The sequence below is a fragment of the Zoogloea dura genome (assembly GCF_012927165.1).
Taxonomy (GTDB): domain Bacteria; phylum Pseudomonadota; class Gammaproteobacteria; order Burkholderiales; family Rhodocyclaceae; genus Zoogloea; species Zoogloea dura.
This window is the reverse complement of sequence record NZ_JABBGA010000012.1, coordinates 106,958-127,628: the sequence shown is the minus strand read 5'-3', so window position 1 is coordinate 127,628 and position 20,671 is coordinate 106,958. Positions and strand designations below refer to the sequence as shown.

At 63.3% G+C, this 20,671-nt stretch carries 17 protein-coding genes and 1 tRNA gene; 15 read left to right on the top strand and 3 right to left on the bottom strand.

Annotation, left to right across the window (positions count from 1 at the left end; all coding sequences use genetic code 11):
* Positions 1-13: 13 nt before the first annotated feature.
* Positions 14-98: transfer RNA gene (locus HHL15_RS15390), tRNA-Leu, on the top strand.
* Positions 99-249: 151 nt separating this feature from the next.
* A complete protein-coding gene (locus HHL15_RS15385) occupies positions 250-1,215 on the top strand; it encodes an alpha/beta hydrolase (RefSeq protein WP_169146668.1) in 966 nt (321 codons plus the stop codon).
* Here HHL15_RS15385 and HHL15_RS15380 read toward each other — a convergent pair.
* Positions 1,212-2,105: an adenylate/guanylate cyclase domain-containing protein gene (locus tag HHL15_RS15380; RefSeq protein ID WP_169146667.1), complete on the bottom strand. Its 894-nt coding sequence runs from the start codon at positions 2,103-2,105 to the stop codon at positions 1,212-1,214. The genes HHL15_RS15385 and HHL15_RS15380 overlap by 4 nt on opposite strands.
* A 263-nt stretch (positions 2,106-2,368) precedes the next feature.
* Between HHL15_RS15380 and HHL15_RS15375 the strand changes: the two genes are divergently transcribed.
* Positions 2,369-3,613 (top strand): nitronate monooxygenase, encoded by a 1,245-nt coding sequence (locus tag HHL15_RS15375; protein WP_169146666.1) that lies wholly within the window; start codon positions 2,369-2,371, stop codon positions 3,611-3,613.
* Positions 3,614-3,664: 51 nt separating this feature from the next.
* Here the strand turns inward: HHL15_RS15375 and HHL15_RS15370 are convergent, their stop codons facing one another.
* A complete protein-coding gene (locus HHL15_RS15370) occupies positions 3,665-4,657 on the bottom strand; it encodes an HpcH/HpaI aldolase/citrate lyase family protein (protein WP_169146665.1) in 993 nt (330 codons plus the stop codon).
* Between the two features lie 115 nt (positions 4,658-4,772).
* Complete coding sequence (locus HHL15_RS15365) at positions 4,773-5,765, bottom strand: malate dehydrogenase (RefSeq protein ID WP_169146664.1); 993 nt, start codon at positions 5,763-5,765, stop codon at positions 4,773-4,775.
* 224 nt (positions 5,766-5,989) lie between these two features.
* Between HHL15_RS15365 and HHL15_RS15360 the strand changes: the two genes are divergently transcribed.
* The 12 genes from HHL15_RS15360 to HHL15_RS15310 all read left to right on the top strand — a co-directional run bounded on the left by HHL15_RS15360 (position 5,990) and on the right by HHL15_RS15310 (position 20,668).
* Positions 5,990-6,718, top strand: coding sequence for a GntR family transcriptional regulator (locus HHL15_RS15360; RefSeq protein ID WP_169146663.1), 729 nt, complete (start codon positions 5,990-5,992; stop codon positions 6,716-6,718).
* A 118-nt stretch (positions 6,719-6,836) separates the two neighbouring features.
* Positions 6,837-7,226, top strand: a complete 390-nt coding sequence (sdhC, locus tag HHL15_RS15355) for a succinate dehydrogenase, cytochrome b556 subunit (protein WP_169146662.1) — start codon at positions 6,837-6,839, stop codon at positions 7,224-7,226.
* Entirely contained in the window at positions 7,220-7,567 is a 348-nt protein-coding gene (gene sdhD / locus HHL15_RS26235) for a succinate dehydrogenase, hydrophobic membrane anchor protein (protein WP_206198791.1), read from the top strand. Before sdhC ends, sdhD begins: the two co-directional genes overlap by 7 nt.
* Entirely contained in the window at positions 7,568-9,361 is a 1,794-nt protein-coding gene (gene sdhA, locus HHL15_RS15350) for a succinate dehydrogenase flavoprotein subunit (protein WP_328825046.1), read from the top strand.
* A gap of 19 nt (positions 9,362-9,380) precedes the next feature.
* On the top strand, positions 9,381-10,094 hold the full coding sequence (locus HHL15_RS15345) for a succinate dehydrogenase iron-sulfur subunit (RefSeq protein WP_169146661.1): 714 nt from the start codon (positions 9,381-9,383) through the stop codon (positions 10,092-10,094).
* On the top strand, positions 10,091-10,327 hold the full coding sequence (locus HHL15_RS15340) for an FAD assembly factor SdhE (protein WP_169146660.1): 237 nt from the start codon (positions 10,091-10,093) through the stop codon (positions 10,325-10,327). The genes HHL15_RS15345 and HHL15_RS15340 overlap by 4 nt, the downstream gene beginning before the upstream one ends.
* A gap of 60 nt (positions 10,328-10,387) precedes the next feature.
* The gene (gene gltA / locus HHL15_RS15335; RefSeq protein WP_169146659.1) at positions 10,388-11,683 is read left to right on the top strand and encodes a citrate synthase; all 1,296 of its coding nucleotides are present in this window, start codon (positions 10,388-10,390) and stop codon (positions 11,681-11,683) included.
* Between the two features lie 161 nt (positions 11,684-11,844).
* Positions 11,845-14,670, top strand: a complete 2,826-nt coding sequence (locus tag HHL15_RS15330) for a 2-oxoglutarate dehydrogenase E1 component (protein ID WP_169146658.1) — start codon at positions 11,845-11,847, stop codon at positions 14,668-14,670.
* Positions 14,671-14,709: 39 nt separating this feature from the next.
* Positions 14,710-15,894, top strand: a complete 1,185-nt coding sequence (odhB, locus tag HHL15_RS15325) for a 2-oxoglutarate dehydrogenase complex dihydrolipoyllysine-residue succinyltransferase (protein ID WP_169146657.1) — start codon at positions 14,710-14,712, stop codon at positions 15,892-15,894.
* A 79-nt stretch (positions 15,895-15,973) separates the two neighbouring features.
* Complete coding sequence (lpdA, locus tag HHL15_RS15320) at positions 15,974-17,395, top strand: dihydrolipoyl dehydrogenase (protein WP_169146656.1); 1,422 nt, start codon at positions 15,974-15,976, stop codon at positions 17,393-17,395.
* Between the two features lie 109 nt (positions 17,396-17,504).
* Positions 17,505-18,617, top strand: coding sequence for a cell division protein ZapE (gene zapE, locus HHL15_RS15315; RefSeq protein ID WP_169146655.1), 1,113 nt, complete (start codon positions 17,505-17,507; stop codon positions 18,615-18,617).
* A 95-nt stretch (positions 18,618-18,712) separates the two neighbouring features.
* Positions 18,713-20,668, top strand: coding sequence for an ATP-dependent DNA helicase (locus HHL15_RS15310; protein ID WP_169146654.1), 1,956 nt, complete (start codon positions 18,713-18,715; stop codon positions 20,666-20,668).
* The last annotated feature ends 3 nt before the right edge of the window (positions 20,669-20,671 follow it).

Here is a 20,671-nt window from a genome sequence, read left to right as displayed (position 1 = left end):
CGCGGCTTCCCGTGCCGGGATGGCGGAATCGGTAGACGCAGCGGATTCAAAATCCGCCGCCGCAAGGTGTGTGGGTTCGAGTCCCACTCTCGGCACCAATCCTGTTTCGGGCTCGCGCAGCTTCCGCCCTTTGCGGAAAGTCGCGCATGGTAGCGGGCCCGGCAGTTCGCCGCAAATCCGCAGCCGGGCCCCGCCGCTGCAAAAAGCCCGCGGGCCCAGGCGCGACGGCGCTTTATCCGGATTTTCTGCATGGCGCTCGATCCCCAAGCCAAAGCCCTGCTCGACATGGTCTACCGTGTCGGTGCGCCCCGATTTCACGAGCTGGATGTTGCCCAGGCACGCCATTCCTTCGAAAAGCTGCAGTTTGCGCTGCGCCCTGAGATGCCCGCCGTTGCTTCGGTGACCGACGTGCCCATCCCGCAGGCCAGGGCCGCGGACGGCGTGATCATGGCCCGTCTGTACCGCCCGCTGAGTGCGGGGCCGGACGAGATCCTGCCGCTGACCTTCTACTTCCATGGCGGCGGCTGGTGCATCGGCAACATCACCAGCCATGACGTGCTGTGCCGCGAACTGGCCAATCACTCGAAGGCGGCGGTGCTGTCCGTGGATTATCGCCTGGCGCCGGAACACCCGTTTCCGGCGGCGGTGGATGATGCGCTGCGGGCGGTGCAGTGGTCGCTGGCCAATGCCGGGATGCTGGGCATTGATCCGACCCGTTTCGCCCTGGCGGGCGACAGTGCGGGGGGCACCCTGAGTGCGGTGACGGCATTGGCCCAGCGCAACGCCCAGGGGCCTCGCGCGGCGCTGCAATTGCTGATCTATCCGTCCACCGACATCCTCAGCCAGCGTCCGTCACGTCGGGAGTTTGCCAATGGCTACATGCTGGACACCGGGAGTCTGACCTGGTTCTTCGAGAAATATCTGCCCGAGGAGGACGATTGGCAGGACTGGCGCGCTTCACCGATCCGGGCTGCGCGTTTTGACGGGCTGCCGCCGGCGCTGATCATCACGGCCGGATGCGATCCGCTGTCGGACGACTGCAAGGCTTATGGCGAGGTGCTGCGGGAGGCCGGAGTGCCGGTGGAGATGCTCGAGTTCGAGGGCATGGTGCATGGCTTCATCACCCTGGGAAAATTCTTCAGCCAGGCCAATGAGGCGGTGCTGCAGGCGGGTGAGGCGCTGGGGCGTGCCTTTGCGGCTGGCGGCGCGTCCTAGACGCAGACGAAGCTGACGATCTGCGGGCTGCTGGCACAGCTCCGTCCAAGGGCGAAATGGCCGCGGCCCCGCAGGACGACTTCTTCCCGGGACAGCAGGAATTCCCGCTCTCCCTCGATCTGCACGAAGGTGCCGTTGCTGCTGCGGTCGATCAGCACGAACTTGTCGCCACGCAGCTCGATCTCGGCGTGGCGGCGGGATGACTGGGTGTCGGCGATGACCAGGTCTGCCGCCGGATCCCGGCCAATCCGGGCGCTGGGGCGGGCGGAGTTCAGAGTGATGGAGCTGGCGTCGAGGTAGAGGCGCAGTTCCGGCTCAGAATCGAGCAGGAAGTGGTCGCTCTGCACGATGGTGAGCTCGCCCACGGCTTCACACATCAGCTCGCACAGCTCGACCGGGCGGGTGACGCCGCGGATCACGCGGGGGGGCAGGCTGTGCAGCACCGAGCGCCATTCCGGGCCAAGCCGCCGGGCGGTTTCGGATGAGGTGATGGCCTTGCCCGGTGAGGCGAGTTCGGCCAGGCGCGCCGCGAAATTGACCGTGTCGCCGAAGACGTCTGTACCGCTCGCCACCACGCCGCCAAAGTGGAAGCCGATGCGCACGGCGAGACGCTGCTCGGGCGGGGAGGGGAGTTCCTTTATTGCCAGGTGGATGGCCAGGGTGGCGTCGGCGGCGCTGTCCGCCTCGCGGAATACGGCCATCAGGCCGTCGCCAGTATGCTTGACCACGCGTCCGCGCTTGGTCTCGACCGCGATGCGCATGGCGCGGATGCTGCGGTCCACGACCTCGAAGGCGCTGGAGTCTCCCACGCGCTGGTACAGCTGCGTGCTGCCGACGAGGTCGGCAAACAGTACAGCGCATTCTTGAGCGGGGGGCGTGGATTCGGACATCAGGCGGAGGGCGATATGGGAAGCACTATTTTAGCCGAGTTCGTGACTTTCTCCTCGGATCGGAAAGTATCAAATTTTCGACGCTCCGGCGATGCCGCCCGTCGGACGGATGGCTGAATGATTCTGGTGGCTTTTGGCAACTTACGGCGTTTTTACTTGATCTAACCCACTGCATACAGGGTGGGGCGATGAGATAATACTGTGTTCTGTCACTGGTAGCCTGTGGGTGCCACGACTCTTCACGTCTGTCTGGAAGGGGTTTCATGAAACGAGTTGATGATTTTCGTCTGAATTTCGGCAAGCAGGAACTGGTGCCCATCGTCATCGGCGGCATGGGGGTGGACATCTCCACCGCAGATCTGGCACTGGAGGCTGCCCGGCTCGGCGGGATCGGTCATATCTCGGATGCGATGGTCAAGACGGTTGCCGATCGTCGCTTCAACACCAAGTTCGTGAAGGATAAGCTCAAGCAGTACAAGTACAACGTTGCGAACTCCGACAAGTCGATGGTGCAGTTCGACCTGGGCCAGCTTGCCGAGGCGACCCGGCTGCATGTGGGCAAGACCATGGAGGCCAAGCGTGGCCCGGGCATGATCTTCGTCAACTGCATGGAGAAGCTGACCATGAATGCGCCGAAGGAAACCCTCCGCGTGAGGCTCGCCTCGGCGCTGGATGCGGGGGCTGACGGCATCACCCTGGCGGCCGGCCTGCATCTGGGCTCCTTTGCCCTGATCGAGGATCATCCCCGCTTCCGCGATGCCAAGCTGGGCATCATCGTGTCGTCCCTGCGCGCGCTGCAGCTCTTCCTGCGCAAGAGCTCACGCACCAACCGGCTGCCCGACTATGTGGTGGTCGAAGGTCCGCTGGCGGGGGGGCACCTGGGTTTCGGCATGGACTGGGCCAAGTACGACCTGGCCACCATCGTCGCCGAGATCCGCGCCTGGCTGATGGCCGAGAAGCTCGACATCCCGCTGATTGCGGCGGGCGGCATCTTCACGGGCAGTGATGCGGTGTCTTTCCTGGAGCATGGTGCCAGCGCCGTGCAGGTGGCCACCCGCTTCACCGTGACCCATGAGTGCGGTCTGCCCGAGAATGTGCAGCAGCATTATTTCAAGGCCAGCGAGGAGGAGATCGTCGTCAACCAGATTTCGCCCACCGGCTATCCGATGCGGATGTTGACCGGCAGCCCGGCGATCGGCTCGGGTATTCGCCCCAATTGCGAGGCCTATGGTTATCTGCTTGACAGCACCGGAAACTGTTCGTACATCGACGCATACAACAAGCAGGTTGCCCTGCATCCCGGTGAGAAGAAGATCATCGTGATGGAGAAGACCTGCATGTGTACCCACATGCGCAATTTCGATCTGTGGACCTGCGGGCATTACACCTATCGCCTGAAGGACACCTCGCGTCGGAACGAAGACGGGAATTACCAGATCCTGTCGGCGGAGCATGTGTTTCGTGATTACCAGTTCAGTACGGACAACAAGGTCGCGCTGCCGGAGTGATTGTCTGGACTGCAATGAAAAACCGGGAGCTGTCTCCCGGTTTTTTTTGGGCTATCCGAAGAATCGCGCCCGCGCGTCGTCCGGTACTGACATGCCGGTGGTCGAGGCGCGTTTGAGCAGCTCCCAGTAATAACGGTAGGAGGCCCGGTCGTGCAGCTTTCCGGCATGCTGGATCGGGCCCCAATGGGCGTCCTGGGCTGCAATCAGGATGCTTGAGGCGTCTTCGACCTCCGAAAAGTCGGGGCGCATGGCCTCGACTATCGGCACGATCTGGTTGGGGTGGATGCTCCACATGCGCAGATAGCCGAACTCCCGGCGGGCCCGTTCGGCGTCCCGGCGGATGTAGTCGATGTCCTTGAGTTCCGTGGTCACGTTGTGGGATGGCACGACGCCATTGGCCAGCGCTGCGGCAGCAATGTCGCACTTGGCACGGACCACCAGCGGATGTTCGAACTGGCCGGGGCTGCGCATTGCCGACCCCGGTATGGCGCCGTGATGGCCGCTGACGAAGTCCATCAGCCCGAAATCCAGGGATTCGACGCGGTCAAGGGCGGCGATCTCCCAGGCATCCCGCAGGGCGCCGTGGGTCTCGATGAGCACGTGCACCGGGATCTGCCGCTCGATGCTGTGTTTTTGCTCGGCGCTGCGGATGGCTTCGATCTGGCGCACGACGTCGGCTGCGCTGCGCGGCTTGGGGATAGTGAGGAAGGCAAGCCGCTGGCCGGCCTGGCTGACCAGGATGTCCACATCCTGCTCCCAGTGTGTGTGGGTGATGTCGTGGATGCGGGCGCCGACACGGCCGAAGCGGTTGTCGCCGGACATGACCACGGCGGCGGCCATCGCGGCATGTTCCGCCTCGGCGCCAGCACGGGCGCCGTCCTCGCAGTCGCAGGTGATGTCGAAGACGGGGCCCAGTTCGTGCTGGACGGCAAGGGCCTTGCACATCAGCTTCTCGCTGCCGGCGTAATGGTCAACGGCGGGCAGGATGGGGAAGGGCTTCTCGCCCTGGAACAGTACGCTTTCGGGGTGCGGCAGGGAGGGCATGGTGCGGATGGGCTGAAGTGAAGAGTCGTGCGAGGGTAACAAAAAGGGCGGCATAAAAAAACGCGGGGGCGTTTCCGCCCCCGCGCTGGATCGATGAGGCTGACGCCCCGTTTGATCAGGCCAGCAGGTCTTTCACGCCGTCGCGCTCTTCGAGCAGCTCGTTGAGCGTGTGGGTCATGCGCTCGCGGGAGAACTGATCGATCTCCAGGCCCTGGACGATCTTGTACTCGCCGTTTTCGGTGGTGACCGGGAAGCCGTAGATGATGCCTTCGGGGATGCCGTAGGAACCGTCGGACGGGATGCCCATGGTGACCCATTCGCCATTGGAGCCCAGCACCCAGTCACGGATGTGGTCGATGGCGGCATTGGCAGCGGAAGCGGCGGAGGACAGGCCGCGGGCTTCGATGATGGCGGCGCCACGCTTGCCGACGGTCGGCAGGAACACGTCGCGGTTCCAGGCTTCGTCGTTCACCAGCGCCGGCACCTTGTCGCCGTTGGAGGTGGTGAAGCGGTAGTCGGCATACATCGTGGGGGAGTGGTTGCCCCAGACGACCAGGTTCTTCAGGCTGGACACTTCACGGCCGGTCTTGCCAGCAAGCTGGGACAGGGCGCGGTTGTGGTCAAGGCGCAGCATGCCGGTGAAGTTCTTGGCGCTGACGCGGCCGTACTTGACGGCGATTTCCTTGGCGATGTAGGCGTTGGTGTTGCAGGGGTTGCCAACCACCAGCACCTTGACGTCCGGAGCAGCATGCTGGCCGATGGCGGCACCCTGCACGGTGAAGATCTTGGCGTTTTCGGTCAGCAGGTCCTTGCGCTCCATGCCGGGGCCGCGGGGGCGGGCACCGACCAGCAGGCAGACCTGGGCGTCCTTGAAGGCGACATTGGGGTCGTCGGTGGCGATCATGCCGGCCAGCAGCGGGAAGGCACAGTCTTCCAGCTCCATCATCACGCCCTTGACGGCCTTCTGGGCCTGGGGGAGATCGAGCAGTTGAAGGATGACGGGCTGGTCCTTGCCCAGCATTTCGCCACTGGCGATGCGGAACAGGAGGCTGTAGCCGATCTGGCCGGCAGCGCCGGTTACTGCGACACGAACGGGGGCTTTTGCCATTATTGAGACTCCCTCTCAGAAAGAAGTGTTATCGACTCGTTGCTGCTGTCTCGCGCCGCCTTCACGCCGCCGCGATAGGATTCGTTGCTGGGATCAATGTCTGATCGGTCAACAGCCGAATCGTAGGACGATTTCCGGGGGGTGTCAATTTCCATGTTATATGTCTTATATAAGACAAAAGACATCCCATAGACTGGTCTGGAAAAGTGTGATTCAATAGACCGATGCGACCCGAATCGCCCACCTTCAGTCCCCTGTACCGTCAGATCAAGAATCTGATGCTGAATGCCCTGGAGTCCGCCGAATGGCGGCCCGGCCAGGCCATTCCCAGTGAACAGGAACTCGCGCTGCGCTTCAATGTAAGCCAGGGTACCGTCCGTAAGGCCATCGATGAGATGGCTGCTGAAAATCTGCTGGTCCGCAAGCAGGGCAAGGGAACCTATGTGGCATCCCATAATGACCCGCGGGCGCTCTTCAGGTTTCTGCGTCTGGTGCCCATGGATGGCGATCTGGCGCATCCCCAGAGCGTACCGCTTGATTGCTGGAAGGCCAAGGCCGGCAATGAGGCGGCGCGCATGTTGGGCATCGAGCTCGGCGCGCCGGTGACCATTCTGCGTCGTCTTCTCAAGTTTTCAGGCAAGCCCGTGGTGATCGACGAGATCTATCTGCCGGGGGAGATCTTCCATGGGCTGACCATGGAAGTCCTGCAGAGCGGCCACGGCTCCCTCTACAGCCTTTTTGAAACCCGTTTCGGGGTTCGCATGATTCGCGCAGAAGAGCGGATCCGAGCAGTGGCTGCCGATCGCATGACCAGTGAAACCCTTGGCGTTCCTGAAGGCACCCCATTGCTGTCCGTGGAGCGGGTGACCTATACCTATGGCGATAAGCCAGTGGAGTGGCGGCGGGGGCTTTATTCGACTGCCGAGCACTACTATCTCAATGAATTGAATTGAGGTTTTAAAGTTGGCAGGAGGGCCCGGCCTGTCAGTAGTCGGTAAGGGTATATACTTATAATTTTGTCGTGTGGGAAAAGTGCGGCCTATTTGGCCGCAATTGCTAGAGGGAAAATCTATGACAGAGGTGACTTTGAAGAAACAGCGCCCGAAGCATCTGGCGCTGAACGAGATCAGGCTTCCGTTGCCCGGAAAGGTCTCGATCCTGCACCGGGTGAGCGGTTCCGGTCTGTTCCTGATGCTGCCGGTTCTGCTGGCCCTGTTTGGTGCGAGCGTCGGCTCACCTGAGTCCTATGCGGTCTTCCGCGAGTTCGTCGGCAACATCTTTGTGAAGCTGCTGCTCGTGGGCCTGCTGTGGGCTTACCTGCATCATTTCTGTGCGGGCATCCGCTTTCTGCTGCTGGACGTTCACGTCGGTGTCGATAAGGAATCCGCCGTCAAGAGCGCCCGTCTCGTGCTGATCGTCAGCCTCACCCTCACTGCCCTTCTGGTGGCCAAACTATGGTAAAGCCCGTCATCGTCGGCGCCCACTACGGTTTCCGCGACTGGCTCGCCCAGCGCGTCACTGCCGTTGTGATGGCCCTGTATACCCTCGTTTTTGCTGCTTACGCCCTGTCCATGCCGGATGGCTCCTTCGAGAGCTGGCGTGGTGTCTTCAGCGGCGGCTTCATGAAGTTTGCGACCTTCCTGTTCTTCATGTCCCTGTTCTTCCATGCCTGGATTGGCGTGCGGGACATCTTCATGGACTACATCAAGCCGGTCGGCATCCGTCTGACCCTGCACTCGGTCGTCGCCCTTCTGCTCATCGGCTATGCCGGCTGGGCTGCTCAGATTCTCTGGAGGCTGTAAGTGAAAGTCGCTAAGCATACCTTTGATGCGGTAATCGTCGGCGCCGGCGGCGCTGGCCTGCGGGCGGCCCTGCAGCTTTCCGAAGCCGGTCTCAAGACCGCGGTCCTGACCAAGGTGTTCCCGACCCGCTCCCACACTGTGGCGGCGCAGGGCGGTGTGGCGGCCTCGCTGGGCAACTCCACCGAGGACAACTGGCACTGGCACATGTACGACACCGTCAAGGGGTCGGACTGGCTGGGCGACCAGGACGCAATCGAGTTCATGGTCAAGAAGGCCAATGAGGTCGTCGTCGAGCTCGAGCACTACGGCATGCCCTTCGACCGTACCGACAACGGCAAGATCTACCAGCGCCCGTTCGGTGGTCACTCCCAGAATTACGGTCAGACTCCGGTGTCCCGCTCCTGTGCGGCCGCCGACCGTACCGGCCATGCCATGCTGCACGCCCTGTACCAGCGCAACGTCCGCGCCAACACCCAGTTCTTTGTGGAGTGGATGGCCATGGACCTGATCCGCAATACGGACGGTGACGTGCTCGGCGTGACCGCGATGGAAATGGAGACCGGCGAGGTCTCGATCTTCCACGCCAAAGCCACCATTTTCGCGACCGGCGGTGCCGGCCGTATCTACTACAGCTCCACCAATGCCTTTATCAACACCGGTGACGGTGTGGGCATGGCGGCCCGTGCCGGTATTCCGCTGGAAGACATGGAGTTCTGGCAGTTCCACCCGACCGGCGTGGCCGGCGCAGGTGTGCTGATCACCGAAGGTGTGCGCGGCGAGGGCGGCATTCTCCGCAATGCCTCCGGCGAGCGCTTCATGGAGCGTTATGCGCCCAACCTGAAGGATCTGGCCTCCCGCGACGTGGTGTCCCGCTCCATGGTGACCGAGATCAACGAAGGCCGTGGTTGCGGTTCCGAGAAGGACCACGTCCTGCTCGACATCACCCACCTGTCGCCCGAGACCATCAACAAGCGTCTGCCGGGCATCCGCGAGATCTCGATCCAGTTCGCTGGGGTGGACCCGATCAAGGCGCCGATCCCGGTCGTGCCGACCTGCCACTACCAGATGGGCGGTATTCCGACCAACTACAAGGGCCAGGTCGTGGTGCCGAAGGATGGCAACCCGAACGTTCCCGTGGCGGGCTTCTACGCCGCCGGCGAATGTGCCTGCGCCTCCGTGCACGGCGCCAACCGCCTCGGCACCAACTCGCTGCTCGACCTGCTGGTGTTCGGCAAGGCTGCCGGCGAGACCGTGGTGAACGACTTCAAGTCCGGTCAGCTCACCCTCAAGCCGCTGCCCGACAACGCCGCCGACGTGTCGCTGGCCCGTATCGCCCGTCTGGAAACCCAGACCAACGGCGAAGACGTGCATGAAGTGCGCCTTGATATGCAGCGCACCATGCAGAAGCACGCCGGTGTGTTCCGTTTTGCGGACATCCTCAAGGAAGGCGTCACCAAGATCCTCCAGGTGGCGGAGCGTGCCAAGACTACCCAGATCAAGGACAAGTCCAAGGTCTGGAACACCGCCCGCACCGAGGCCCTGGAACTCGACAACCTGATCGAAGTGGCCAAGGCCACCATGATCTCCGCCGAGGCCCGCAAGGAGTCCCGTGGTGCCCACGTGCGCGACGACGCGATCGACTGCGCCGAGACCCCCAACGGGCGCGACGACAAGAACTGGCTCAAGCACACGCTGTGGTACAGCGAAGGCAACCGTCTTGACTACAAGCCGGTCAACCTGCAGCCGCTGTCCCCCGAAGTCGAGCCGATCGCGCTCGCCAAGCGTACCTACTGAGCGTTCCGGAGAATAGAACATGAGCAGCAAGCGAACCGTACAGTTCAAGATTTACCGCTACGATCCGGACAGGGACGACAAGCCCTACATGCAGGACATCTCCGTCGAGCTCGAAGAGTCCGACAAGAAGCTGCTGGATGCGCTGGTGCGCCTCAAGGCCAAGGACGACACCCTGTCCTTCCGCCGCTCCTGCCGTGAAGGTGTGTGTGGCTCCGACGCCATGAACATCAACGGCAAGAACGGGCTGGCCTGCCTGACCGCCATGGAGAATCTGGCCGAGCCGATCACCATCCGTCCGCTGCCCGGCCTGCCGGTCATCCGCGACGTGATCGTCGACATGACCCAGTTCTTCAAGCAGTACCACTCGATCAAGCCTTACCTGGTCAACAACGACCCGGCGCCGGAACGTGAGCGCCTGCAGAGCCCGGAAGACCGCGAAGAGTTGAACGGCCTTTACGAGTGCATCCTGTGCGCCTGCTGCTCCACCAGCTGCCCGTCGTTCTGGTGGAACCCGGACAAGTTTGTCGGTCCGGCCGGCCTGCTCGCCGCTTACCGCTTCCTCGCGGACACCCGCGACCAGGCGACCAGCGAGCGTCTGGACAATCTGGAAGATCCGTACCGTCTGTTCCGCTGTCACTCGATCATGAACTGCGTCGATGTCTGCCCGAAGGGTCTCAACCCGACCAAGGCCATCGGCAAGATCAAGGACATGATGGTTCGTCGCGCCGTATGACGCTGAACAGGGGACGCGTGCGCTGGCAGTGCCGTCGGGCTCTTCTCGAGCTCGATCTGGTGTTCGCGCGTTTCCTCGAACGGCACTTTGATCGTCTGACCGACGATCAACTGGCTGCTCTGGATGACCTGCTGGTTGTCGAAGACCATGACCTCTGGGCCATGGTCAACGGCAGCCAGCCGGTTGCCAAGGACAGCTGGAAGGAAATGGTTGAGCTGCTGCGGGAACGCTGACAGGCCGGGCAGCCCGACCGCTAGGGAGCTGGAGTTTCAACAGGGAAAAGGGACCAAAACATGACCACGCAACGCACTGCTGCACTGAACGTAGATGGCAAGTCCGTCGAGTTTCCGATCATGTCGGGGACGCACGGCAACGATGTGATCGACATTCGCTCCCTCGGGGGCAAGACCGGTTTGTTCACTTACGACTCCGGTTTCCTGTCTACCGCCAGCTGCCAGTCCAAGGTCACCTATATCGACGGTGACAAGGGTGAGCTGCTGTACCGCGGCTACCCGATCGAGCAACTCGCCGAGAACTGCAACTTCCTCGAAGTCACCTATCTGCTGAAGAATGGCGAGCTGCCCAACGCCACCCAGAAGACCGACTTCGAAAGCACCATCAAGCGTCACACGATGGTTCACGAGCAGCTCTCCAAGTTTTACTCCGGCTTCCGTCGCGACGCCCACCCGATGGCCGTCATGACCGGCGTGGTCGGCGCCCTGTCCGCCTTCTACCACGACGCGATGGACTTCGCCGACGCCGAGCACCGCAATGTCAGCTTCAACCGCCTCGTGGCCAAGATGCCGACCATCGTGGCGATGGCGTACAAGTACAACACCGGCATGCCGTTCATGTACCCGGACAACGAGCTGGACTACACCGCGAACTTCATGCGCATGATGTTTGGCAACCCGTGCGAAAAGTACGTGCCGAACCCGGTGCTGGTCCGCGCCCTGGACGTGATCTTCACGCTGCACGCCGATCACGAGCAGAACGCTTCCACCTCCACCGTGCGTCTGGCCGGTTCTTCCGGCGCCAACCCGTTTGCCTGTATCGCTGCCGGCATCGCCTGCCTGTGGGGCCCGGCTCACGGCGGCGCGAACGAAGCCTGCCTGAACATGCTGGAAGAGATCGGTGACGTGTCCCGCGTGGGTGAGTACATCAACCGCGCCAAGGACAAGAACGACAGCTTCAAGCTGATGGGCTTCGGTCACCGCGTCTACAAGAACTTCGACCCGCGTGCCAAGCTGATGCGCAAGGTCTGCTACGACGTGCTGTCCGAACTCGGCCTCGAGAACGACCGGCTCTTCAAGCTGGCCATGGAACTCGAGAAGATCGCCCTGGAAGACCAGTACTTCGTCGAGAAAAAGCTCTACCCGAACGTGGACTTCTACTCCGGCATCGTGCAGAAGGCCCTCGGCATCCCGACCGACATGTTCACCTGCATCTTCGCCCTGGCGCGCACCGTGGGCTGGATGACCCAGTGGGAAGAGATGATCACCGATCCGGAATACAAGATCGGTCGTCCCCGTCAGCTGTACATCGGCGCCGCCCGCCGCGACGTCGTACCGCTGGCCCAGCGCGCCTAATATTGCCCGGAGGGGGAGGGGGAAACAGGAGAAGCGAATGCGGGATGGTCGACGTCTTTGGCCATCCCGCTTCGTTTATCCGGAAGAATCTGTTGTCTGGGATTTCTCCCCACCGCAGCAAGCACATCCAATAAGACAAGATATAAGCCAGGTGGTCGCCCATGATGAAACAGCTGTTTGAAAGCTCCCAGTTGTTCGGCAGCAATGCGCCGTTCATCGAGGAACTCTACGAGAACTATCTCGACAATCCCGACTCCGTCTCGGAAGAATGGCGGAGCTATTTCGACTCCCTGCAAAACGTCCCGGGCAAGGGCCCCGACGTGGCGCATTACCCGATCATCAACGCGTTTGCCGACATGGCCAAGCGCGGCGCTGTGCGTACCGTGGTGTCGGCTGGCACCGACCAGAAGCAGGTCGGCGTGCTGCAGCTCATCAATGCGCACCGCTTCCTGGGCACCCGCTGGGCACAGCTGGATCCGCTCAAGCGCACCGAGCGCCCCGAGATCCACGAGCTGGAGCTGTCCCACTACGGCTTCACCGAAGCCGATCTGAACCAGAGCTTCAATACGGGCTCCTTCCACGGTCTGCCCGGTGATCACGCCACCCTGCGCGAGATCCTCGATGCGGTGCGTCAGACTTACTGCGGCTCCATCGGCGCCGAGTACATGTACATGACCGACATCGGCGAGAAGCGCTGGATTCAGGCGCGCCTCGAGCCCACCAAGGGCCGCCCGGTGTTCCAGCCCGATCACCAGCGTCGCATCCTCGAGCGCCTGACGGCTGCCGAGACCATGGAGCGCTACCTGCATACCAAGTATGTCGGCCAGAAGCGCTTCTCCCTCGAAGGTGGCGAAAGCACCATCGTGGCGATGGACGAGCTGATCCGCGTGGCCGGCAGCAAGGGCGTCCAGGAGATCGTCATCGGCATGGCCCACCGTGGCCGCCTGAACGTGCTGGTCAATACCCTCGGCAAGTCGCCGAGCATGCTGTTCTCCGAATTCGAAGGCAAGGCGGCGTCCGACCTGTCGGCAGGCGACGTGAAATACCACATGGGCTTCTCCAGCGACGTCATGACCGCTGGCGGCCCGGTGCACCTGACCCTGGCCTTCAACCCGTCCCATCTGGAAATCGTCAACCCCGTGGTCGAGGGCTCCGTGTATGCCCGCCAGACCCGTCGCGGTGCGAACGGCAAGGCCGAGATCATCCCCGTGATCATCCACGGTGATGCGGCGGTTGCCGGCCAGGGCGTGAACCAGGAAATGCTCAATTTCGCGCAGACCCGCGGCTACGGCACGGGCGGCACGATCCACATCGTGGTGAACAACCAGATCGGCTTCACCACCTCCGATCCCCGCGACTACCGTTCCTCCCTGTACTGCACCGACATCTTCAAGATGGGTGAGGCACCGATCTTCCACGTGAATGGCGATGATCCGGAGGCCGTGGCCTTCGTCATGGGCCTGGCCGTGGAGTATCGCCAGGAGTTCAAGAAGGACGTGGTTGTCGACATCGTCTGCTACCGCAAGCTCGGCCACAACGAGGCCGACGAGCCGATGGTGACCCAGCCGCTGATGTACAAGAAGATCGCCAAGCACCCGGGCACCCGCAAGCTGTACGCGGACAAGCTGTCCCAGCTGGGCGTGGTCAAGGCCGACGAGCCCGAGCAGTTCATCAAGGACTACCGTGCCGCGCTGGACAAGGGCGAGCTGCTGTCCAACCCCGTGCTGTCCGACTTCAAGCGCCAGTTCGCCCAGGACTGGGGTCCGTACGTCGGCAAGAAGTACACCGACAAGTGCGACACCAAGGTGCCGATGGCCGAACTCAAGCGCCTGGCCAAGTCGCTGACCACCACGCCGGATGGCTTCACCCTGCACCCCCGCGTGCAGAAGATCATCGACGACCGCAAGGCGATGGGCGACGGCAAGCTGCCCTTCGACTGGGGCATGGCCGAGAACCTGGCCTACGCCAGCCTGCTGGTGCAGGGCTATGGCGTGCGCATCTCCGGTGAGGACGTGGGCCGTGGCACCTTCTTCCACCGCCACGCTGCGCTGCACGACCAGAACCGTGACCAGTGGCACGACGGCACCTTCTACCCGCTGCAGAATATCCGTGAGGGTCAGGGCCCGTTCTACTGCTACGACTCCGTGCTGTCCGAAGAAGCCGTGCTGGCCTTCGAATACGGCTACGCCACCGCCGAGCCGAACCAGCTCGTGATCTGGGAAGCCCAGTTCGGCGACTTCGCCAACGGCGCCCAGGTGGTGATGGACCAGTTCATCAGCTCCGGTGAGGCCAAGTGGGGCCGTCAGTGCGGTCTCGTGATGATGCTGCCGCACGGCTACGAAGGTCAGGGCCCCGAGCACTCTTCCGCCCGCATCGAGCGTTACATGCAGCTGTGCGCCGAGATGAACATGGAAGTGTGCATTCCCTCCGGCCCGTCGCAGATCTTCCACCTGCTGCGTCGCCAGGCCCTGCGCAAGATTCGCAAGCCGCTGGTGATCATCACGCCGAAGTCCCTGCTGCGCCACAAGGATGCGATCTCGTCCCTGGACGACCTGTCCAAGGGCACCTTCCAGACCGTCATCGGCGAAGTGGACGAACTGGACGCCAAGAAGGTCAAGCGCGTCGTGATCTGCTCCGGCAAGATCTATTACGAGCTGCTGGCCCACCGTCGTGCCAACAACATCGACGACATCGCCATCGTCCGCCTGGAGCAGCTCTATCCGTTCCCGGCCGAGGCCTTTGCCGCCGAGGTCAACAAGTACCCGAACGCCAAGGAAGTCGTGTGGTGCCAGGAAGAGCCGCGCAACCAGGGTGTCTGGTACTGGCTCGCCTCCCGCCATCACCTCGACAGCGCGCTGGGCGACACGCACAAGTTCCTGCTCGTGGCCCGTCCCGCTGCCGCGTCCCCGGCTGTCGGCTACTACGCCAAGCACAACGCGCAACAGAAGGCTGTTATCGAAAATGCGTTCGGCGAAATCAAAGCCTGATGCCCATGTCCATGCCGAACTGAAAAAGAGGGAGAAAACATGCTGATCGAAGTCAAAGTGCCGCAACTGTCCGAGTCCGTTTCCGAAGCCACCCTGGTGAGTTGGCACAAGAAGGAAGGCGACTCCGTGTCCCGTGACGAAAACCTGATCGACATCGAGACCGACAAGGTCGTGCTCGAGACCCCGGCCCCGGCCGACGGTGTGCTGGTCAAGCTCGTCAAGAACGGCGGCGATTCCGTGACCTCCGGCGAAGTCATCGCCACCATCGACACCGAAGCCAAGGCCGCCGCAGGAGCCCCGGCTGCTGCCGCTCCGGCCGCCGCGCCCGCTGCTGCTGCGCCGGCTGCTGCCGTCAGTGGCGCCAGCCCGTCCGCCCGCAAGATCCTGGACGAGAAGGGCATTGCTGCCGGCGACGTGGCCGGTTCCGGCCGTGGTGGCCGTGTCACCAAGGAAGATGCCGTCGCTGCCCAGCCCAAGGCTGCCGCTGCTGCTGCCGCACCGGCCGTGGCGATCGCCGCCGGTGACCGTACCGAGCAGCGCGTTCCGATGACCCGTCTGCGTGCCCGCATCGCCGAGCGCCTGATCCAGTCCAAGAACGAAAACGCCATCCTGACCACGTTCAACGAAGTGAACATGGCGCCGGTGATGGCCCTGCGCAAGCAGTACGGCGACAAGTTCGAGAAGGCTCACGGCGTGCGCCTGGGCTTCATGGGCTTCTTCGTGAAGGCTGCCGTGGCTGCCCTCAAGAAGTACCCGATCCTCAACGCCTCGGTCGATGGCAATGACATCGTCTACCACGGCTACATCGACATCGGCATCGCTGTCGGCTCCCCCCGTGGCCTGGTGGTGCCCATCCTGCGCGACGTGGACAACATGTCCATCGCCGACATCGAGAAGAAGATTGCCGAGTTCGGCCAGAAGGCCAAGGACGGCAAGCTCTCCATCGAAGAGCTCACCGGCGGCACCTTCTCCATCTCCAACGGCGGCGTGTTCGGTTCCATGATGTCCACCCCGATCATCAACCCGCCCCAGTCCGCGATCCTCGGCATCCATGCCACCAAGGACCGCGCCGTGGTCGAGAATGGTCAGGTCGTGGTGCGCCCGATCAACTATCTGGCCATGTCCTACGATCACCGCATCATCGACGGCCGCGAAGCCGTCCTCGGTCTGGTGACCATGAAGGAAGCCCTGGAAGATCCGGCCCGTCTGATTCTGGACGTCTGATCCCACCTGTCGAAGGCACTGCCGCAGCCCGCAAGGGTTGCTGCAGTGCCTCGTTTACATCCGCACAAGGAAACGATAAATGGCGAAGCAATTTGACGTGCTGGTCATCGGCGGTGGTCCCGGTGGCTACGTGGCCGCGATCCGCGCCGCGCAACTCGGTTTCAACACGGCCTGCGCCGAATCCAACCCCTACGCCGACCCGAAGGGCGAGCCCCGCCTGGGCGGCACCTGCCTGAACGTGGGCTGCATCCCGTCCAAGGCCCTGCTGCACACCTCCCACCTGTTCGAGGAAGCCGGTCACGCCTTCGAAGAGCAGGGCATCTCCGTCGGCACCCCGAAGATCGACGTGGCCAAGATGATCGGCCGCAAGTCCAAGATCGTCGAGCAGCTCACCAGCGGCATCAAGGGTCTGTTCAAGAAGAACAAGGTCACCTTCCTGGCCGGCCATGGTTCCTTCGTCGGCAAGACTGATGGCGGCTGGCAGGTCAAGGTCGGTGAAGAGGTCGTCGAGGCCAAGAACGTGATCGTGGCCACCGGCTCCACCGCCCGCCACCTGCCCGGCATCCCCGTGGACAACAAGCTGGTGTGCGACAACATCGGCGCGCTGGACATCGACTCCGTGCCCAAGCGCCTCGGCCTGATCGGCTCCGGCGTGATCGGCCTGGAAATGGGCTCCGTGTGGAAGCGCCTGGGCGCCGAAGTCACCATTCTCGAAGCCATGGACAGCTTCCTCGGCGCTGCCGACCAGGATCTGGCCAAGGAAGCCCTCAAGCTGTTCACCAAGCAAGGCCTGGACATCAAGCTGTCCGTCAAGGTCGGCAAGGTCACCGTCGGCAAGAAGTCCGTCACCGTCGAGTACGAAACCAAGGATGGCGCCCAGAAGGTCGAATTCGACCGCCTGATCGTCTCCGTCGGCCGCGTACCCAACACCGCCGGCCTGAACGCCGAAGCGGTCGGTCTCAAGATTGACGAGCGCGGCTTCATCGACGTGGACGGCCACAACCAGACCAACCTGCCCGGCGTCTGGGCGGTGGGCGACGTGGTGCGCGGCCCCATGCTGGCCCACAAGGCCATGGAAGAAGGCGTTGCGGTGGCCGAGACCCTGGCGGGCCAGAAGGGCCACACCAACTTCGACACCATCCCCTGGGTCATCTACACCTCCCCGGAAATCGCCTGGGTGGGCAAGACCGAGCAGCAGCTCAAGGCCGAAGGCGCCGCCTACAAGGTTGGCAAGATCCCCTTCATGGCCAACGGCCGTGCCCTGGGCGCCGGTACCCCGGCAGGCTTCGTCAAGATGATCGCCGATGCCAACACCGACCGTATCCTCGGCGTGCACATCATTGGTTCGAACGCTTCCGAGCTGATCGGCGAGGCGGTGGTGACCATGGAGTTCGCCGGCGCGTCGGAAGACCTCGCCCGCATCTGCCATGCCCACCCGACCCTGTCGGAAGTGGTGCACGAAGCTGCGCTGGCGGTGGACAAGCGTCCGCTGCACTTCTGATCGTCAGGGGCCGGTTCTCCGGCCTCTGCGTCAGCCGGGGGTGGTCAGGCGTAAAATGCCTCACCACCCCCGTTTCCATCCTCAGCACCCATAAGAACATTTCACGAAGATGCCCCACCGAATCCTCAAGGTTGCCGAGCACGGCATGCTCGACGCCTACGAAGCGACCCTCAAGGCGCGTGGCTTCAAGTCTGACCCTGCCCAGCGCGCCGCAGCCCAGCGTCTGCAAGGCCTCTACTCCGATCTGGTGGCCTTCAAGGCGGCCCGTCGCGGCACCATCCGCAAGCTGCTGTCCCGTCCCAAGCAACCCCGCAGCGTCTATTTCTGGGGCGGGGTAGGGCGTGGCAAGAGCTTCCTGATGGACTGTTTCTACGATTCGGTGCCCTACCAGCGCAAGCGCCGGGTGCACTTCCATGCCTTCATGCAGGAAGTCCAGAACGACCTCAAGAACCTGAACAACGAACCCGATCCCCTGCAGAAGGTGGCCGACCGGATCGCCCGCCAGACCCGCCTGCTGTGCTTCGACGAGTTCCATGTGTCCGACATCGCCGACGCGATGATCCTGGGCCGGCTGCTGGATGCCCTGTTCGCCCGCGGCACGATCTTCGTGATGACCTCCAACTATCCGCCGGATGGCCTCTATCCCAACGGCCTGCAGCGCATCAACTTCCTGCCCACCATCGACATGATCAAGCGTCGTTTCGATGTGGTGGAGGTCGATCACGGCACCGACTACCGCCTGCGCACCCTGGAGCAGATGGATGCCTTCCTGGTCCCGGGGGACGATGCCGCCGACAAGCACCTGGCCAGCGATTTCGAGAAGATCGCCGGTACCAAGGGCGAGCTCGGCGAGATCGAAGTGCTGGAACGCAAGCTCAAGGTGGTGCGCCGGGCCGCCGGGGTGATCTGGTTCGATTTCGACACCCTGTGCGGCGGCAACCGCTCCCAGAACGACTACCTCGAGATCGCCCGCGAGCACCACACCCTGATCCTCTCCCGGGTGCCCAAGATGAGTGCGGCCATGGCCTCCGAGGCGCGGCGCTTCACCTGGCTCATCGACGTGCTTTACGACCACCGGGTCAAACTGCTGGTCAGCGCCGAATGCCAGGCCTATGACCTCTATCTTGAAGGCCGCCAGGCGAGTGAATTTCACCGTACCGTCAGCCGCCTGATCGAGATGCGCTCTCGCGACTACCTGGCCGAAGCCCACCGGGTGGCCTGACACGTCCGTGCCGGCGTGGCGAGCCGGCATGCGCGGGGGCCTGCTGCAGGCCGTTTCCATCGCCTGAGCACTCTGGCGCTATCATTCCATTTGTCATGAACGTCGAAAAAGCCTTCGCCCCGGACGGCCCCCTGGCCGCCGCCATTCCCGGTTTCTCGCCCCGCGTGCAGCAGGTCGAGATGGCGGAGCACATCGCCCATACCCTAAAGGAAAACGGGGTGCTGGTGGCCGAGGCGGGTACCGGCACCGGCAAGACCTACGCCTACCTGGTGCCTGCCTTGCTGGGCGGCGGCAAGGTGATCATCTCCACCGGTACCAAGACCCTGCAGGATCAGTTGTACAACCGCGACCTGCCCACCATCCGTGGCGCGCTCAAGGTGCCGGTGGCGGTGGCGTTGCTGAAGGGGCGTTCCAACTATGTCTGCCATTACCACCTGGCCCGCAACCTGGTGGATGGCCGCTTCACCACGCCGGAAGATGCCGCCCACCTGCGGGCCATCGGGCGCTTCATGGAGATCACCCAGAGCGGCGACAAGGCGGAGTGCCCCGAAGTGCCGGAAGACGCCGCGGCCTGGCAGTTTGCCACTTCGTCCCGGGACAACTGCCTGGGGCAGGAATGCCCGAACATCAAGGAGTGCTTCGTCGCCGCCGCCCGCCGTACCGCCATGGATGCCGACGTGGTGGTGGTCAATCACCACCTCTTCTTCGCCGACGTGATGTTGCGCGACGAGGGCATGGGCGAGTTGCTGCCTTCCTGCAATGCCGTCATCTTCGACGAAGCCCACCAGTTGCCGGAAACCGCCAGCCTGTTCTTCGGCGAGAGCGTGTCCACCTCCCAGCTGCTGGAGCTGGCCCGCGACACCCGCTCCGAGACGGTGGCTGGCGCGCGTGACTGCCTGGACCTGATCGAGCTTACCCGCAAGCTTGAGAAGGCTGCGCGCGACCTGCGCCTGTCGGTGAACGCCGAGAACGCCCGCTTCGGCTTCGCCCAGATGGAAGACAACAAACCCTTCCACGAAGGCGTCGAAGCGCTCGATGCCGAACTTGCGGCCTTCTGCGCCCTGCTCGAGACCCAGGCGGAGCGCTCCGAAGGCCTGGCCAACTGCCTGCGCCGCACCCAGGAGCTGCAGCAGATCCTGGCCCGCTGGCAGAACCCGGAGGGCGCCGACTGGGTGCGCTGGGTGGAGGTCTTCAGCCAGTCGCTGGCCCTGCATGCCACGCCCTTGTCCATCGCCGCCATCTTCAAGCGCCAGATGGACGGCCATCCGCGGGCCTGGATCTTCACCTCGGCGACCCTCGCCGTGGGGCGGGATTTCGGCCATTACTGCCGGGAGCTCGGTCTGCACTGGGTCGAGCCGCCGATCGACACCGCGGTGTGGGGCAGCCCCTTCGACTACCCCCAGCAGGCCATCCTGTATGCGCCCCAGGGCATGCCCGAACCCAACAGCCCGGAGTACCCGGACGCGGTGGCCGACGTGGCCTTTCCGCTGATCCGCGCCGCCCAGGGGCGCACCTTCGTGCTGTGCACCTCCCTCAAGGCGATGCGGCGCATCCATGAACTGATCGGCGAGAAGCTGGAGCGCGAGAAGCTCAAGCTGCCCCTGCTGATCCAGGGGGAGGGCTCGCGCACCGAGCTCCTCGACCGTTTCCGTCGTCTCGGCAACGCCATCCTGGTGGCCAGCCAGAGCTTCTGGGAAGGGGTCGACGTGCCGGGCGATGCGCTGTCGGTGGTGGTCATCGACAAGCTGCCTTTCGCGCCACCCGACGACCCGGTGCTGGCCGCTCGCATCGAGTACATGCAGAAGTCCGGTCGCAGCCCCTTCATGGAGTACCAGCTTCCGCGGGCGGTCATCAACGTCAAGCAGGGGGCAGGGCGCCTGATCCGCACCGAGCGTGATCGCGGCGTGCTCGCCATCTGCGATCCGCGCATGCTCAGCAAGCCCTATGGCAAGCGGGTCTGGCAGAGCCTGCCGCCGATGCGGCGGAGCAAGGCCGAGGCCGAGGTGGTCGAGTTTCTCGAGCGCCTGCCCGCCCCCAAGACCGCAGGTTGATCG

Bases quoted from the DNA above. Each gene is read 5' to 3' on its own strand.
- HHL15_RS15385 (WP_169146668.1), top strand. From the start codon at position 250: ATGGCGCTCGATCCCCAAGCCAAAGCCCTGCTCGACATGGTCTACCGT.
- gltA (WP_169146659.1), top strand. From the start codon at position 10,388: ATGACCACGCAACGCACTGCTGCACTGAACGTAGATGGCAAGTCCGTC.
- HHL15_RS15340 (WP_169146660.1), top strand. From the start codon at position 10,091: ATGACGCTGAACAGGGGACGCGTGCGCTGGCAGTGCCGTCGGGCTCTT.
- lpdA (WP_169146656.1), top strand. From the start codon at position 15,974: ATGGCGAAGCAATTTGACGTGCTGGTCATCGGCGGTGGTCCCGGTGGC.
- HHL15_RS15360 (WP_169146663.1), top strand. From the start codon at position 5,990: ATGCGACCCGAATCGCCCACCTTCAGTCCCCTGTACCGTCAGATCAAG.
- zapE (WP_169146655.1), top strand. From the start codon at position 17,505: ATGCCCCACCGAATCCTCAAGGTTGCCGAGCACGGCATGCTCGACGCC.
- HHL15_RS15375 (WP_169146666.1), top strand. From the start codon at position 2,369: ATGAAACGAGTTGATGATTTTCGTCTGAATTTCGGCAAGCAGGAACTG.
- sdhC (WP_169146662.1), top strand. From the start codon at position 6,837: ATGACAGAGGTGACTTTGAAGAAACAGCGCCCGAAGCATCTGGCGCTG.
- sdhD (WP_206198791.1), top strand. From the start codon at position 7,220: ATGGTAAAGCCCGTCATCGTCGGCGCCCACTACGGTTTCCGCGACTGG.
- odhB (WP_169146657.1), top strand. From the start codon at position 14,710: ATGCTGATCGAAGTCAAAGTGCCGCAACTGTCCGAGTCCGTTTCCGAA.
- HHL15_RS15365 (WP_169146664.1), bottom strand. From the start codon at position 5,765: ATGGCAAAAGCCCCCGTTCGTGTCGCAGTAACCGGCGCTGCCGGCCAG.
- HHL15_RS15380 (WP_169146667.1), bottom strand. From the start codon at position 2,105: ATGTCCGAATCCACGCCCCCCGCTCAAGAATGCGCTGTACTGTTTGCC.
- HHL15_RS15310 (WP_169146654.1), top strand. From the start codon at position 18,713: ATGAACGTCGAAAAAGCCTTCGCCCCGGACGGCCCCCTGGCCGCCGCC.
- HHL15_RS15330 (WP_169146658.1), top strand. From the start codon at position 11,845: ATGATGAAACAGCTGTTTGAAAGCTCCCAGTTGTTCGGCAGCAATGCG.
- HHL15_RS15345 (WP_169146661.1), top strand. From the start codon at position 9,381: ATGAGCAGCAAGCGAACCGTACAGTTCAAGATTTACCGCTACGATCCG.
- HHL15_RS15370 (WP_169146665.1), bottom strand. From the start codon at position 4,657: ATGCCCTCCCTGCCGCACCCCGAAAGCGTACTGTTCCAGGGCGAGAAG.